Origin of the sequence: Streptomyces sp. V4I2 (genome assembly GCF_030817655.1) — a bacterium.
In the GTDB taxonomy this organism is placed as follows: domain Bacteria; phylum Actinomycetota; class Actinomycetes; order Streptomycetales; family Streptomycetaceae; genus Streptomyces; species Streptomyces plumbiresistens.
On record NZ_JAUSZM010000003.1, the window covers coordinates 8,333,197 to 8,347,490 of the forward strand.

14 protein-coding genes are annotated in these 14,294 nt (G+C 71.4%); 8 read left to right on the top strand and 6 right to left on the bottom strand.

Annotated elements, in window-relative coordinates; translation table 11 throughout:
• Positions 1-15: 15 nt before the first annotated feature.
• Positions 16-1,695: a rhamnogalacturonan lyase B N-terminal domain-containing protein gene (locus QFZ76_RS39100; RefSeq protein ID WP_307678099.1), complete on the bottom strand. Its 1,680-nt coding sequence runs from the start codon at positions 1,693-1,695 to the stop codon at positions 16-18.
• Between the two features lie 260 nt (positions 1,696-1,955).
• On the opposite strand from QFZ76_RS39100, the gene QFZ76_RS39105 reads away from it, so the two are divergent.
• Entirely contained in the window at positions 1,956-2,999 is a 1,044-nt protein-coding gene (locus QFZ76_RS39105) for a rhamnogalacturonan acetylesterase (RefSeq protein ID WP_307678100.1), read from the top strand.
• Between the two features lie 106 nt (positions 3,000-3,105).
• Entirely contained in the window at positions 3,106-4,809 is a 1,704-nt protein-coding gene (locus QFZ76_RS39110) for a DUF2264 domain-containing protein (protein ID WP_307678101.1), read from the top strand.
• Between the two features lie 25 nt (positions 4,810-4,834).
• On the opposite strand, the gene QFZ76_RS39115 is transcribed toward QFZ76_RS39110, so the two are convergent.
• Positions 4,835-6,223, bottom strand: coding sequence for a hypothetical protein (locus QFZ76_RS39115; RefSeq protein WP_307678102.1), 1,389 nt, complete (start codon positions 6,221-6,223; stop codon positions 4,835-4,837).
• A 105-nt stretch (positions 6,224-6,328) separates the two neighbouring features.
• Here QFZ76_RS39115 and QFZ76_RS39120 point away from each other — a divergent pair, with 105 nt between their 5' ends.
• Positions 6,329-7,117, top strand: a complete 789-nt coding sequence (locus tag QFZ76_RS39120; protein ID WP_307678103.1) for an isocitrate lyase/phosphoenolpyruvate mutase family protein — start codon at positions 6,329-6,331, stop codon at positions 7,115-7,117.
• On the opposite strand, the gene QFZ76_RS39125 is transcribed toward QFZ76_RS39120, so the two are convergent.
• Together QFZ76_RS39125 and QFZ76_RS39130 are read right to left on the bottom strand one after the other, a co-directional pair.
• On the bottom strand, positions 7,092-7,658 hold the full coding sequence (locus QFZ76_RS39125) for a TetR/AcrR family transcriptional regulator (protein WP_307678104.1): 567 nt from the start codon (positions 7,656-7,658) through the stop codon (positions 7,092-7,094). The two genes, QFZ76_RS39120 and QFZ76_RS39125, sit on opposite strands and share 26 nt — an antisense overlap.
• 109 nt (positions 7,659-7,767) lie before the next feature.
• On the bottom strand, positions 7,768-9,087 hold the full coding sequence (locus QFZ76_RS39130; RefSeq protein WP_307678105.1) for a jacalin-like lectin: 1,320 nt from the start codon (positions 9,085-9,087) through the stop codon (positions 7,768-7,770).
• A 133-nt stretch (positions 9,088-9,220) separates the two neighbouring features.
• Here QFZ76_RS39130 and QFZ76_RS39135 point away from each other — a divergent pair, with 133 nt between their 5' ends.
• The 3 genes from QFZ76_RS39135 to QFZ76_RS39145 all read left to right on the top strand — a co-directional run bounded on the left by QFZ76_RS39135 (position 9,221) and on the right by QFZ76_RS39145 (position 11,071).
• Positions 9,221-9,451, top strand: a complete 231-nt coding sequence (locus tag QFZ76_RS39135) for a hypothetical protein (protein ID WP_307678106.1) — start codon at positions 9,221-9,223, stop codon at positions 9,449-9,451.
• 41 nt (positions 9,452-9,492) lie between these two features.
• Positions 9,493-9,624 carry a hypothetical protein gene (locus tag QFZ76_RS39140; protein WP_307678107.1) on the top strand — a complete coding sequence of 44 codons (132 nt, stop codon included), beginning with the start codon at positions 9,493-9,495 and terminating at the stop codon, positions 9,622-9,624.
• A gap of 112 nt (positions 9,625-9,736) precedes the next feature.
• Positions 9,737-11,071, top strand: coding sequence for an MFS transporter (locus QFZ76_RS39145; RefSeq protein WP_373464419.1), 1,335 nt, complete (start codon positions 9,737-9,739; stop codon positions 11,069-11,071).
• Here the strand turns inward: QFZ76_RS39145 and QFZ76_RS39150 are convergent.
• Positions 11,051-12,454 carry a DHA2 family efflux MFS transporter permease subunit gene (locus QFZ76_RS39150; RefSeq protein ID WP_307678108.1) on the bottom strand — a complete coding sequence of 468 codons (1,404 nt, stop codon included), beginning with the start codon at positions 12,452-12,454 and terminating at the stop codon, positions 11,051-11,053. The two genes, QFZ76_RS39145 and QFZ76_RS39150, sit on opposite strands and share 21 nt — an antisense overlap.
• A 15-nt stretch (positions 12,455-12,469) precedes the next feature.
• Positions 12,470-13,099: an NADPH-dependent FMN reductase gene (locus tag QFZ76_RS39155; protein ID WP_307678109.1), complete on the bottom strand. Its 630-nt coding sequence runs from the start codon at positions 13,097-13,099 to the stop codon at positions 12,470-12,472.
• A gap of 154 nt (positions 13,100-13,253) precedes the next feature.
• On the opposite strand from QFZ76_RS39155, the gene QFZ76_RS39160 reads away from it, so the two are divergent.
• On the top strand, positions 13,254-13,940 hold the full coding sequence (locus QFZ76_RS39160) for a TetR/AcrR family transcriptional regulator (RefSeq protein ID WP_307678110.1): 687 nt from the start codon (positions 13,254-13,256) through the stop codon (positions 13,938-13,940).
• A 66-nt stretch (positions 13,941-14,006) separates the two neighbouring features.
• Positions 14,007-14,288: a calcium-binding protein gene (locus QFZ76_RS51940; protein ID WP_373464559.1), complete on the top strand. Its 282-nt coding sequence runs from the start codon at positions 14,007-14,009 to the stop codon at positions 14,286-14,288.
• Positions 14,289-14,294: the final 6 nt, after the last annotated feature.

Sequence of the window (14,294 nt, forward strand, 5' to 3'; positions counted from 1 at the left end):
CGTGCCGGTCGGCGGTCACGCCAGCAGGTCGATCGCGTCGATCGCCGTGCCCGCGCTGAGGTAGGAGGCCGACCCCGAACCGCTCACCACGTTGATCTTCAGCACGTTGTACTGGCCGGTGTCCGTGAGCCAGGCACTCGCCGGGACGCTGTAGGTGAAGGTGTGGTTGTTCCCCCGGTAGGACCCGTTGGTCAGCGACCGGGTGTTCGGCTGGGTGGGCGGGGAGGGGATGGCCGAGGTCCAGGTGTCGTTGACGGCGATCTGGGGCCGGCCGTTGGCGTAGGCCGTCGTCACGCCGATGCGCAGGGTGTGCGCGGCGGCGGCCTGGGCGACGGTCAGCTTGAAGTACACGAGCAGACCGCTGTTGACGTCCTTCCAGAGGTAGCAGGGGAAGGCGGACGTCTCGCTGCCGCTGCCGATCACCACGTTGCCGGTCCAGGCGGAGGCGCGGACGTCCGACGGGTGGGCGTAGGTCATCAGGTCGGCGTTCTTGAAGCCGCTCGGCGTGCCGTTCCAGTCGTTGATCCGCCAGATCGCGCTGGCGTTGGACGGGTCGTTCGTGGCGGGGATCGCGATCGAGTTGAGGGTGGTCGTCCCGCCCGCGGATACGGTCGCCTGCGTACTGTATACAGCCAGCTCGCCCTTGTAGACGGTCAGCGTGTACGTCCCCGGCAGCACCCCGCCGATCGAGAAGTAGCCGTCCGACGCCCGCGCCGAACCCCAGTACTGCGCCGCCGAGTTGGCCAGCCCGACCGTGTACGCGTACGCCGTGTTCCGCCCGGTGATCCCGACGCCCGCGACCCGCCCCCGGCCGCCCGCGCCGACGTACCCCGAGATGCCGAGCGAGTCCGCCCACGAGGTGGTGAGAGTCCCCGGGAAGAGCGACGAGGAAGGCGCTCCGCCGTCCGTGAAGGCGATGACGTACGGGCCCTGGAGGCCGAAGCGCTGGTCCTCGGTCTGGTTCTGGCCGTAGTACAGGATCTCGTACAGGCCACCGCCGTCCGCGCTCTGGTGGCGCAGGAGGGAGCGGTAGAAGGGGCCGCCGGAGGCCTTCTCGTGGTTGCTGCGGACGATCCACAGGCCGACGCTGCCGGTCGTCCAGCCGATGTGGCTGTAGTCCATGACCCGCAGCTTCGAGAAGTGCTTCGAGCGGGTCTGGCCGTCGGACTTCGCGAACACGTCCGAGGCCTCGATGGTGCTGTTGGTGTACGTGTAGGAGTCGGGCTCGTCGTTGAGGAACAGGCCCTTCTTCACGCGCACGATGTAGCGGGTCGCGGAGACGGACGTGTCGGCCTTGTTGGTCCACAGGTAGACGTTGTTCTCGCCGCTGCGGGCCGCGTAGTAGTGCTTCAGCGTGCCGTACGCGACGGAGATCAGGATCGTCGTGCCGGACTGCCTGATGCTCACGGTGGAGGCGCCGAGGCCGGACTCGATGTGTGAGTTCATGCCGCCGTAGCCCTGGTACTCGACGCCTCGGTAGACCAGCGAGGTCAGGTCTCCGTTGGACTTGCTGACCTTGAAGACGAGGCTGGCGCCGGTGTCGACGACGTAGTTCGACCCGTCGTCGGTGTAGCCGAAGGCCGCGGCGGACGCGCTCTGCGCGAGCGGCCCGGCGAGAGCGGCCGTGCCGGCGGCGGCCGCGGTGCCGAGCACGAAGGTGCGGCGTCGGACCGGTCTGTTCACGGATCCGGACATGGGGGGTGCCTCCTTCGGGAGGGTGGGTGTGTGGGGGGTGGGTGTGCGTGTGGGGGAGGGGTGCGCATGCCGGGCTTGCCATTGCCCGGCGGAATCTGTTGGCAGAGTGACAGTTGAATCGATTTCGCGAAAGGGCTTTCACATGCCCCGAGTTGGCAATCATGTGAAATCGATCCAAGGACTAGAAAGCGCTTGCCGAGAGCGGTACGGTCCAGCGGCCAGGCCTTGTCGCCCTGTCGCGGGACCCTCGGAGGAGCCGTATGAGACGTTTCAACCTTGCCGTGCTGGCGGCGCTGACCATGAGCGCCGGCCTGACCGCCGTACCCGCCCAGGCGCAGGGCGGTCAGCGCCCCCTCGGCCTCGAGAACTGCACCGCCACTGCCTGCCACTTCGACGTCGCGCCCGGCACCTACGACGTGAAGGTCCTCCTCGGCGCGGACACCGGGTCGAGCACGAGCATCGCCGGCGAGACCCGGCGCTCCCTGCTCCCCGAGACCGCCGTCGCGGCCGGCGAGCGCGTCGCCCGCAGCTTCACCGTGAACGTCCGCACCCCCGAGGGCGAGCCGACCGGCCCCGAGGGCACCCCCGGTCTCGACCTCGTCCTCGGCGGCGCGGCGCCCGCGCTGGCCGACATCAAGGTCACCCCCGCCCGGCACTCACGCCAGATCTTCCTCGTCGGCGACTCCACGGTCTGCGACCAGCCCGGCGACCCGTACTCCGGCTGGGGCCAGCAGCTGCCCCAGTACCTCCGCAAGGGCGTCTCCGTCGCCAACTACGCGGACTCCGGCGAGAGTACGGTGACATATCTGGGGAACCCCCAGTTGTGGGCCACCGTGCAACCGCAGATCCGCCGCGGTGACCTGGTCCTCGTCCAGCTCGCCCACAACGACAAGACCACGGACGAGGCGACCTACCGGGCCAACCTGGAGGCCCTGGTGGCGGGCGTGCGGGAGAAGGGCGGCAGCCCCGTCCTCGTCACCCCGATCGTGCGCCGCTGGTTCAACTCCGACGGCACCCTGAACAACGGGACCGCGCTACTGGTCAACGGCCTCGGCGTGAACCATCCTGAGGTCGTGCGCTCGGTCGCCGCCGCCGAGGACGTTCCGCTGATCGACCTGACGGCGAAGACGAAGGCGGTCGTGGAGACGCTGGGGGTCGAGGGCTCCAAGGCGCTGTACCTCTACAACGAGAAACGGGACAACACCCACACCTCCGCACACGGCGCGACCGTGTACGCGGAACTGGTGCGCGACGAACTCGTCGCTCAGCATCTGGTGCCCAAGGGCCTGGTGCGAGTGGAATGAACCCCTGGGGCGTTCCGACCGGAACCGGGGCGCCCCAGGTTTCCGCCCGACCCGAGAGTCCCCGGTGCTCCGAGCGCTCTCGTCGCTCCCCGTACGAAAGAGACCCATGCAGCTGCCTCCCGACGACCGCACCCTCAGCCCGCGCACCGGATTCACCCGCGCCCACTGGGAGGCGGCCGCCGACGCCCTGCTCGCGGCCGTCGAGCCGTACGCCACCGAGGACCGCGCCCTCTACCACTTCCCAGGGGACCGCGAGAGCTGGTCCGGCCGGCTCTCCGACGGCCTGGAGGGCTACGCCCGTACGCTGCTGTTGGCGGCCTTCCGCCGCGACGAGACCGCCCTCGAACGCTACGCCGACGGACTCGCCGCCGGCGTCGCGGGCGTCTGGCCCCGCATCGAGGACCGCGGCCAGCCACTCGTCGAGGCCGCCTCGATCGCCCTCGCGCTCAGGCTCACCCGGCCGCTGCTGTGGGACCGGCTGGACGAGGACGTACGGCAACGCGCGGCGGCCTGGCTCGGCGACGCGCTCACCGCTGAGGCCTGGCCCTGTAACTGGGAGTTGTTCCCGGTCACGGTCGGCGGATTCCTCCAGGAGATCGGCTACGAGGCCGACGCGTCCCGCAAGGCGATCGACAACGGCCTGGAACGCATCGAGCAGTGGTACGTCCGCGACGGCTGGTACACCGACGGCGACGGCCGCAAGTTCGACTACTACAACGGCTGGGCCATGCACCTCTACCCGGTGCTGCACGCCTGGCTCGCGGACGACGACCGGCTCCTCGACCTCTACGGCGGCCGCCTGGAACGCCATCTCGCCGACTACGCCCGCCTGTTCGGCGGCGACGGCGCCCCGATGCACCAGGGCCGCTCCCTGACGTACCGCTTCGCGACGACCGCGCCCCTGTGGCTGGGCGCGATGACGGGACGTACGCCGCTGGCGCCGGGGGAGACGCGGCGGCTGGCCTCCGGATCGCTGAAGTATTTCCTGGACCGGGGCGCGGTCGACTCACGCGGCCTCCTGACCCTCGGCTGGCACGGGCCCGACTCCGCTGTCCTGCAAGGCTATTCGGGCCCGGCCTCCCCGTACTGGGCGAGCAAGGGCTTCCTGGGCCTGCTGCTTCCGCCGGACCACGAGGTGTGGACGGCCCCGGAGGAACCGGGCCCGGCCGAGCGGGCGGACGCGGTGACGTCGATCGCCGCCCCCAACTGGCTGCTCCAGTCGACCAGTTCCGACGGCCTCGTCCGCCTCCACAACCACGGCAGCGAGGACGTCCGCTACGACCCGTACTACACACGCCTCGCGTACTCGACGGTGACGACGCCTTCACCGTCGTACGACAACAGCGTGATCGTCGGCGACGATCCGAGCCGCACCGGGATCGAGCCGCTGGGTGTCGGGGACGGATGGGTGGCCTCGCGGCACACGGTGGGCGGAGGAGCGCGGGTGACGAGCGTGGTGCTCGCGCGCGGCGCGGTGGAAGTACGCGCTCATGTGGTGGCGGGTGCGGAGCCCGGTACGGCGGTACGGGTCACCGGGTGGGCGACGGCGGACGGTGTACGGGCGGAGCTGGCGCCCGTGGTCGGGCTCGACGACGAACTCGCGGGCGTCACCGGTGACGGCGACACGCTCTTCGTCGCGCTCGCACGTCTCACCGCCGAGGCGGAGCCGGTGCCGCTGGCGGAGACGGTGAGCGTGCGGGCGGACGGGGAGCGGGAGTTGACGGTCCGCTGGAGCGAGGGGGCCGAGGTGCGGGTGCGGTGGGACTCGGGTGTGCACGTGAGTGCCGCGGAGCCCCGCCCGGCAGGATGACCCGAGCGGATGCGTCAGCCGCGGTTCACGGCTTGAGACGCGCGATCCTGAGGGTCGCCGAGGTCGGGGACGCTCCGGTCAGCGGGCCCGCGTACGACGGTGTCGCGGGCGCGTATGCCCAGGTCAGGCTGGAGTCCTTGAGGACCGCGATGTCACCGGTGATCCGCGCACCGACCACCTTGTCCGCACTCTGGAACTTCCCGTTCCAGTCGATGAGCCGAAGGTGCGTGCCCGTGAAGGTGCCGGTGCAGGTGCCGTCCTTGCACTTGGCGTTCTTCAGCGACTCCCAGGACAGCAGCAGTCGGTTCTTGCCGTACGGGGCGAGGCGCACGTTGACGTGTTCGGTGCCCGGCGTGTTGGTCAGGCGGATCGCCTTGCCGGCCGGGGTGGTGCGGTTCTTGAGGAAGGCGACGGTCACCTGGTGGGTGGCGGTCTTCGGCTTGACCGTCCAGCCGCGGCCGCTCGCGTCGTCCGGGTTCTTCACGGCGGAGGCGGCGCCGCGCGAGGCGAAGGCGGTGGCGTAACGGCCGGTGGACGACTTCACGAGGTCGCCGGTACGGCCCGCGAACGTGCCGCCGCAGTAACCGGCCCAGCACTGCTCGCGCTGCACGACCGGAGCGTTGTCCGGGGCGCCGATCCCGGTCGAGACGAACAGTCCCGAACGCCAGTCGTCGAAGCAGAGGGAGGTGAAGGCGCCGGTCTTCTCCGGGTGCAGGGCGATGCCCTCGTTGTGGCTGCATCCCCAACTCCAACCACCGCTGAGCTTCGCGCCCTTGGCGCTGACGTACGACAGCTTGTCGCCGAAGTGCCCGTCGGCGAAGCCGCCCGCGCCGTGCACGACGAAGTACGCGCCGTACTTGGCGCCGTTCCAGGTGAGCTGGCCGTCGAGGAGCGGGGCGGTGTCGTGGGTGGCGGTGGAGGTGAGCTTGGTGCGGAAGGTCTGCTTGCCGCCCGTGTAGCGGACGATCGCCGCCGCCGTCTCCTTCCACTTGTTGGTGTCGGCGACGCGGGTGAGGAGCGCGAAGCCGTCGTTGTGCGCGACCAGGCCGCCGACCTCCGTGGCTCCCTTCACCACGGTGTCGGCGCCCGAGCGCTTCCCGGCGGCCGTCAGCGGGGTGACGTGGATGCCGTCCGAGGCGGGCCAGGCGACGCGCAGGGTGCCGTTCGGGGCCGCCGCGGTCGCCGTCCGCGTCCACTCGCGGGTGCTGTTGTAACCGGGGGACAGGTAAGGGAACTTGGCCGGAAGACTCACGGCTGTGGAGGTGACGGCGAGCGTCGGCGCGGCGGTCGTGGCGGCACCGGCCACGGCGTACCAGGCGCCGACGAAGGCGCCGGCCGCCACGAGTCCGGCGAGGACGGGCTTGCGGGCGGCGCGGACTCGGCGGTGGCCGACGGGGCGTCTTGCTGATGTCATGTGCGGGGGTTGCCGCCGGGCGATCAAAGGTTGCCGTGGGTCTGCGTGCCAGGGGACGAGACACTTCGGCCGGCACCGAACCGACCCGCCCCTACCGTGGCGGACATGACCGCCTTCGCCGAGCTCCACCACCGCACCGAGGAGCCGTTGCTGCTCCCCAACGCCTGGGACCATGCCTCCGCGACGGCCCTGGCCGCGCAGGGCTTCCGCGCGATCGGCACGACGAGCCTCGCCGTCGCCGCGGCCGTCGGTCAGCCGGACGGATCACCGGCGACCCGCGAGCACACCCTCCAACTCGCCCTGACCCTGGGTACAGAGCCATTTCTCCTCTCCGTCGACGCGGCGGACGGCTTCAGCGACGACCCCGAGCGGGTGGCCGTGCTGGCGCGCGAGCTGTCCGTGGTCGGGGCGGCCGGCATCAACCTGGAGGACGGCCTGGGCCCGGCCGCTCTGCACGCGCGGAAGATCGCCGCGGTGAAGTCCTCCGCCCCTGACCTCTTCGTGAACGCCCGCACCGACACGTACTGGCTGGGCGACGGCGACTTCGCGGACACCCTGGCCCGCGTGGACGCCTACCAACAGGCCGGTGCCGACTGCGTGTTCGTCCCCGGCCTGACCGACCCCGCCCGGATCGCCGCCCTCGTACGCCACCTCGACGCCCCCCTCAACATCCTCTACTCACCCACCGGCCCGACCGTCCCGCACCTCACCGACCTGGGCGTACGCCGCGTCAGCCTGGGCTCGCTGCTGTACCGGAGGGCGTTGGGCGCGGCGCTGGACATGGTGAGGGACATCCGGGCGGGCCGTTCACCGCAGGGTGCGGCACCGTCGTATGCCGAGGTCGAGGCGTGGGGGGATCGGCGCGGGATCAGCGAGGCCAGTGCTCGAGCGTGAGGTGCAGGGCGTCGATCGCCTTGTCCCAGGATGCCTGCACGGCACGGGAGTGACTGAAGCCGCCGGTGGACTCCAGGACGCAGTAGCCGTGGAAGGTGGCGCGCAGCAGCCGCACGGCATCGGTGAGGTCGGGTTCGTCGAGTCCGTAGGCGCGCAGCATGCCGTACGTGATGTCGGCGGTGCGGCGCAGGGCGGGGGAGTCGGCGGCGAGGGACGGGGCGATGCGGATCTGAGTGGCGGCGTAACGGCCGGGATGCTGGAGGGCGTACGCGCGATAGGCGCCGGCGAAGGCGACGAGGGCGTCCTTGCCCGCCTGTCCCGCCACGGCGACGGCGATGCGGTCGATCATCTCGCCACCGGCGAGGAACGCTACGCGGGTGCGGAGGTCCTGGAGGTTCCTGACGTGCGAGTACAGACTCGCGTCCTTGACGCCGAAGTGCCGGGCCAGAGCGGAGAGCGAGAGGTTCTCGAAGCCCACCTCGTCGGCCAGATCGGCGGCGGCCGCGGTGATGCGGTCGGGGGTGAGGCCGGCTCTGGGCACTGGGGACCTCCGCGATACCGTCGGCTAGGGCACCTAGCTTATGGCCTAGGTGCCCTAGGGAGTGACGCCCCTGACGGCCCGCTCTCCTGCGCAGGACGCCGACCGGCCCTCAGCCGATCGGCGCGTACAGCACTCCCAGCTTGTCGACCTCGGTGCCCGCCCGCCCGGTGAAGCCGACGATCTGCCAGCCGGACGGGGCCGTGAAGGTCTTCGTCGCCGTGGTGGCCGTGCCGGAGGAGAGAGTGCGGCCCTTGTCCGTGGTGAACGCCGCCGAGAAGAGCCTGGTGCGGCCGTCCTTCTGGCCCTGTGTCAGCTTCACCGAGGTGAGGTGCTCGCCCGACGCGAGCGTCAGGGACGTGGCCGTGCCGCCCGTGCCGCCGTGGGAGAGCGTCGTACCGCCGTCGTGGGTGAGGGACACCGCGTCCAGGCGGGAGGCGCCGCGCAGCGTCAGCGTGCGCGGGGACGGGGTCGCGGGCAGGTCGTCCGCGTCGTTGAAGGCCGTGCCGTGCGGGCCGCCGAAGAAGTCGCTCGCCTTCAGGGACGAGTTGAGGGTGTAGGAGAAGTCGACCGTGTGCGGGAAGTGGTCGGAGAGGTTGCCGCCGGCGGAGTCCAGGAAGGACGCCCACTCGTTGTTGTAGCGGGTGGCGTTCAGGGACAGCAGCTTGCTGCCGCGGTAGAGGACCTTGTCCACCACCTCGCAGTCATTGGTCGGGGCCGTCGTCGGGCACACCAGCGCGTCGGCGCCCTGCGCCGGTGCCGTACCGCCCTTCACCAGCTTGACCCACGGGTCCGTCAGGCCGTTCTCCTCTACCAGTGTGCGGATGTTGTCGCCCGCGCGGGTGTACCGGGTATTGGTGTCACCCATCACGAGCACCGCGTTGCCGGACGAGTTCGCCTGGATGAAGTCCGACAGCTGCTCCACGTTGGCGCGGCGCGCCGCCAGTGCGTCATCCGTCGCGTCGGCGTTCGTGTGGACGTTGTACAGGTCCACGAAGACGCCCTCGGCGAGCCGCACCCGCGCCAGGGAAAAGCCCTTGGGAGTCAGGCAGTTGGTGCCCGTGCAGGCGTTCCACTTCACCCGCTCGAAGTCCTCGAAGGGGTGGTCCGAGAGCGTGTTGAGGCCGTCGCCGAAGGGCACACCGCCGCTGGTCGCGGTGCGGTACGGGTGGTTGTCGCCCGCGTACAGGGCCGCGTGGTAGTTGAAGTCCTCCTGGACGTTCACGAGGTCGTATGCCGCCAGGCGCGGGGAGATCAGGGGAGTGTTCGTCTCCGGGTTGCCGGAGCTGAGGCCCTCGGGGAGGCCCGCGACGTTGTACGTGAGGACGTTGAACGTGCCCGAGGTGGCCGCTGCCGCGGGTGTCGCGCCGGTGGTGGCGAGGCCGGTCACGGCCAGGGCGGCGGCCGCGAGGGTGCCGATGAGTCGTCTCATGGTGGGGGTGTCTCTCCGGTCGGAGGGCGGGGGACTTGAGGAGGACTGAAGGTGAACGCTGCTCAGGTTCACCGTCAACCAGTGTGACCGGCAAGGACAGTTGGGGAAACAGTGAGGGACGAGGTGACCTGCCGTGCCCGGGTCGGCCGCCGCTCACCTCCTGGTCATGGACGGTTCATGTTTCGCCTCGATCCTCCACACGCGGCGCAGTGGTGCCGCGAAGGCAGTGCGCGGGGACCGGCCGCGGGTCGCCCTGTCGTTCACCTTCCCGTCCGAACCGCTCCTGCGCACCGCCCGGGAGCGGCTCGCGGCCGGGGAGTACGACGTGTCGCCCGGCGCCCCCGACATCGCGGGCCGCGCGTGACCGTGCTCGGTGTCCCGGGTCAACCGGCCCCGGACACCCGCATGGTGACGTGGGATCACGTGCGCCCGCAGTGGCAGCAGGGCGAACTGGTCCTCACCGCCATGGCCGCCGTGGGCGGCACACTGGTCCCCTTCGAGGTCCCGGCCCCGACACCGTGCTGTGCGGACCACTGACGCACGGGCGCGCTGTGGAGGGAGCCGGGGATGCGCGTGCGGTTCATTCGTCTGCGGGTCACCGCAGGGCAGCCGTAAGGTTGCCGGGTCCAGGACGAGGGGGAGGGGCCGCTTGGCGTACGAGGCGCAGCGCGACGAGGGGGAACCGGGCAGCTCGACTCCACGCCCACGACGCATCGACCCGCCGCCCTCCCACGGTCGTCCCCTCTGGCGGCAACGGAACTTCGGCATCTTCTGGGCCGCGCAGACCCTCTCCGTCCTCGGCGACTCCTTCGCCCTGATCGCCCTGCCCCTGCTGGTCCTCCAGGCCACCGGCTCCCTTGCCCGGATGGGCCTGCTCACGGCGGTCGGCGGGGCCGCCTCGGTGCTGGCGGCGGTGTTCGCCGGGGCCGTGGTGGACCGGGTCGACCGTCGTCGGCTGCTCATCGCCTGCGACCTGGTGCGCATGGTGCTGTACGGCGTGATTCCGCTGGTGTGGCTGTTCGGGCCGCAGGTCTGGCTGCTGTACGGCGTGCTGCCGCTGTGCGAGGCCGTCGGGATGCTGTTCGCCGTCGGTTATGTCACCGTCGTGCGCAGTCTGGTCGGCACCGAGCGGCTCACCGAGGCCAACGGCCGGCTGAACGCGACCGCCGCCGCGGCGGGTGTCCTCGGCCCGCTGTGCGCGGGACTCGTCGCCGCGTGGACCGGCCCGGCCGCCGCGGTGGGGGTGGACGCGGCCAGCTTCGGGGTGTCGGCCGTCTGCATGCTGTTCGTACGGTTCGCCCCGCGCGCCGGTGACGACGGCGGCCCGGCCGAGAAGGCCGAGAAGGCGAGCCTGTGGCAGGACCTGCGGATCGGGGTGTCCTTCCTGTACGGCCACCCCGTGCTGCGCTCCCTGACCGCCCTGCTGTTCGTGTTCAGCTTCCTCACCCTCGGCATGACCGACTTGGTCATCTACCACGTCAAGCACGACCTCGGCCACGACGACGGCACGGTCGGCACCGTGATGGCCGTCGGCGCCCTCGGCACCATCACCGGCGCCCTGCTGGTGGCCCGGATCCGCCGCGGGCTCGGCTTCGGGCCGACCTGGACCGGAGCGGTCGCGGTGAGCGGGCTGGCGTTCGCCGGACTGGGCTGGGCGCGCGACGTGTCCGTCGTCGCGGCACTGAGCGCGGCGTTCCTCGCCTGCGGCGGCATCGCGGGCACCTGCTCCATGTCACTGCGCCAGGAGGTCACCCCGGAACCGCTGCTGGGCCGTGTGACCGCCGCGTTCTGGACCCTCCAGTACTCCGCGGCCCCGATCGGCGCGGCCGTCCTGACCTGGGCGGCCGAACGCCGTGGCACCGCACCGGTCGGGCTGGTCGCCGGCGCCTGCTGCGTACTGATCGCGGTGGTCGCGCTGTTCACGCCCATACGGCGGTCCGGAGCCGGGAAACCGCCGGCTCCGTCAGCTCCTTCGCCCGGGTAGGAGTGCCGCCGGCAGCAGCGCCAGGGCGAGCAGGCCCGCCGCCACCGCGTACGCGACCCGGAAGCCGGCGGGGTCGGCGCCCGTCGAGCCCAGCACCACGGAGATCAGGGCCGTTCCGACCGACGCCCACACCTGCGCGTTGATGCTCAGCGCGGTGCTCGCCGCGGCCATGCGGTCCTTCGGCAGGTCACGGCTCGCCGTCGTCATCGTCGGCATCAGGACCATGCCGGAGCCGACGCCCATCACCATCCCCGCGCCGACGAGGCGCCAGGCCGGCACGTCGGCCTCGCCGATCTGCAGCGCGGTCAGCGCCATGCCGAGCGCCCCGACCACTGTCCCGGCCGCGATCAGCCGTCGCGGCGACACCTTGTCGATGCGGCGCGCGGCGACCTGCATGGTGATGCCGACGGTGAGCCCGACCGGCGCGCCCAGCAGACCGGTCACCGTCGCGCTCGTGTCCCGCACCTGCTGCCAGTACACGGGGTAGAGCAGCATCGACCCGAAGTAGCCGCAGGTGAACAGCGCGAGCGTGCCGATGCCGACGGCGAACGTGCGGTCGCCCAGCAGCCGGAGGTCCAGCAGCGGGTCCCGGGCGGTCAGCGCACGCCGTACGAAGGCGGCGACGAGCGCGACACCCGTGAGGGTCGGCAGGAGTGCGCCGTACGAGGTGAAGTCGCCCCGCTCACCGCCCCGCGCCAGCCCGAACAGCAGCAGGGCGAGGCCCGGCGAGAGCGTCAGCAGGCCCGGGACGTCCAGCGCGGGCGGCTCGGCCCGGGGCTCATCGGGGCGCAGCAACCTCGCCGCGAGCACCAACGCCACCGCTCCGACGGGCAGGTTGACGAGGAAGATCCAGTGCCAGGACGCGGCGTCGAGCAGCCAGCCGCCGAGCACCGGCCCGGTCACCGGGCCGACCAGGATCGGCAGGCCGAGCAGGGCCATGGACCGCCCGAGCCGGTCCCGGTCGGCGATGCGCATCACCATCGCCATGCCGACGGGCATCAGCAGCCCGCCGCCCAGGCCCTGCACCGCACGGAACGCGATCAGGCTCGGCGCGTCCCAGGCGAAGGCCGCGAGCAGTGAGCCGAGCGTGAAGAGCACCAGGGCGGTCAGATAGGTGCGCTTGGCGCCGATACGGCCCATCGCCCAGGCCGCGGTCGGGATGACGGCCGCGAGGGCGAGCGTGTACGCGGTGGCGGTCCACTGGATCGTCTCCAGCGGGGCGTGGAACGCCTCGGAGAGGCTGCCCAGCGCCACGTTGACGATCGTCATGTCGAGCACGGACATCACCGAGCCGATGACGACGACGGCGATGGTGCGGTGGAGGGTCTTCGCGGCGGCCCGGGAGTCCTCGGACGGCGCTTCGACGGCCGGCGTGGTGGTCATTCCCCCGTACCCCCGTCAGCCCTCGTACGGGCGGGTCGCACGGGCCGACCGCAACGCCCGCCCCCACCAGGACAGTTGGCCGAGCATGCCCTTCGCGGCGCTCTCGCACACGGCCGGGTCGCGCGGGGTCCCGTCCTCCGTGAGGCCGGACCACGGGCCGTGCAGGCTGACGGAGTCGCGCACCGTCATGGCGTGCAACTCGGCGAAGATCAGCCGGAGTTGCTCGACCGCGCGCAGACCGCCGGAGAGGCCGCCGTAGGAGACGAAGCCGACGGGCTTGGCGTGCCATTCGCCGCGGTGCCAGTCGATGAAGTTCTTCAGGGCCGCCGGGAAGCTGTGGTTGTACTCGGGCGTGACGACGACGAAGGCGTCCGCGGCGGCCAGCCGTGGTGTGACCTCGGCCAGCGCGGCGGCGGCCTCGGGGCTCGGCGTCCGGCCCCAGCCCGGCATGGCGAGCGGCAGTTCGACGTCGACGAGGTCGATGACGTCCAGTTCCAGGTCGGCGGCTCCCTTGGCGGCGCCGACGAACCAGTCGGTGACGGCACCTCCCGCGCGGCCCTCGCGGATGCTGCCGATGATCACGGCGACGCGCAGCGGAGTGTCCTCGCGGGCGACGGGAGCGGGCACGGCTTCGGTGACAGGCATGGTGGTATCCCCTCGTGAGCGGGGGCGACCGCCCGGTGCGGCCCCCCTCCGGTAAACTACAACGAGCGTTGTAAAAATTACAACGCTCGTTGTAAGTAGACGAAGAGACTCAAGAAAACACTCAAGAAGAGACCGAAGAGGCGAGGAGACGAGCGTGGGCACCAGCAACGACGCCTGGATGGACCGGTCCCGGCGCGAGGTCCCGCCCCGCAGACTGCAGAAGCAGATCGCGATGGCGGGCGCCGCCTGCACGGTCTTCGGCCGCGAGGGCTACACCCGCGCCTCGGTCGACGCGCTGGCGGCCGCGGCCGGCGTGTCCACGCGCACCCTCTACAACCACTTCCCGGGCGGCAAGGCCGACCTCTTCCGTACGGTCGTCAGCTGGACGTCGAGCGAGGTCAAGGACGCCCAACTCGGCCGTCTCCACGCCCTGTTGGATCCCGCGAGCCCGCCCCGTCCCGAGGACCTGGAGCGCGATCTCGTCGCCCTCGCCCGGGCCTTCGTCGGCGTCATGGCCGAGTTCCCGGACCACTTCGCGCTCGTCCGGCACATCCACGCCGAGGCCGACCACGTGCCGCCCGAGGTTCTCCAGGCCTGGCAGGACGCCGGGCCGGGCCCGGTCGGCCGCGGGCTCGCCGACGCGATGGCGGGACTCGCCGCGGCCGGTCTGATCGACGTGCACGGCGACGCCGCCCTGACGGGGGTGCACTTCTCCGCTCTGACCTCCCACCAGATCGTGCAGCTCTCCCACTACGGCGTCCGCCCACTGCCCAAGGAGAGGACGGAGCAGCTGATCACGGCGGGTGTCGCGGCGTTCCTGCGGGCGTACCGGGCCGCGTGACCGGGGCGGCGCCCGCCCGGCCCCCGCCGGTCCTACCAACGCCACCTCACCCCGGCGAGTGGACGTCTGCGGCCCAGTGGGCTCACCGGCCGGCCGGCCGCGCGAAGGGGACGTAGGGCATCCGGAAGCTGGGCGCATGACGGCAACTTCGGCAACGACCGCGCCGACGGCGGCTTCCAAGACGACACCCTCAACGGAGGCCCCGGCAACGACAACCTCATCGGCAACTCCGGCAACGACCGGCTCAACACCGTGGACAGCGTCTCGGGCAACGACACCGCCAACGGCGGCTCCGGCACGGACACCTGCACGACGGACTCCGGCGACATCCGAATCAGCTGCCCCTGACCGACC

What these genes read in the sequence shown, in the direction of transcription:
- QFZ76_RS39130 (WP_307678105.1), bottom strand. Translation starts at nt 9,087, where the DNA reads ATGAGACGACTCATCGGCACCCTCGCGGCCGCCGCCCTGGCCGTGACC.
- QFZ76_RS39155 (WP_307678109.1), bottom strand. Translation starts at nt 13,099, where the DNA reads ATGCCTGTCACCGAAGCCGTGCCCGCTCCCGTCGCCCGCGAGGACACT.
- QFZ76_RS39100 (WP_307678099.1), bottom strand. Translation starts at nt 1,695, where the DNA reads ATGTCCGGATCCGTGAACAGACCGGTCCGACGCCGCACCTTCGTGCTC.
- QFZ76_RS39115 (WP_307678102.1), bottom strand. Translation starts at nt 6,223, where the DNA reads ATGACATCAGCAAGACGCCCCGTCGGCCACCGCCGAGTCCGCGCCGCC.
- QFZ76_RS39140 (WP_307678107.1), top strand. Translation starts at nt 9,493, where the DNA reads ATGGTGACGTGGGATCACGTGCGCCCGCAGTGGCAGCAGGGCGAACTG.
- QFZ76_RS39150 (WP_307678108.1), bottom strand. Translation starts at nt 12,454, where the DNA reads ATGACCACCACGCCGGCCGTCGAAGCGCCGTCCGAGGACTCCCGGGCC.
- QFZ76_RS39105 (WP_307678100.1), top strand. Translation starts at nt 1,956, where the DNA reads ATGAGACGTTTCAACCTTGCCGTGCTGGCGGCGCTGACCATGAGCGCC.
- QFZ76_RS39110 (WP_307678101.1), top strand. Translation starts at nt 3,106, where the DNA reads ATGCAGCTGCCTCCCGACGACCGCACCCTCAGCCCGCGCACCGGATTC.
- QFZ76_RS39120 (WP_307678103.1), top strand. Translation starts at nt 6,329, where the DNA reads ATGACCGCCTTCGCCGAGCTCCACCACCGCACCGAGGAGCCGTTGCTG.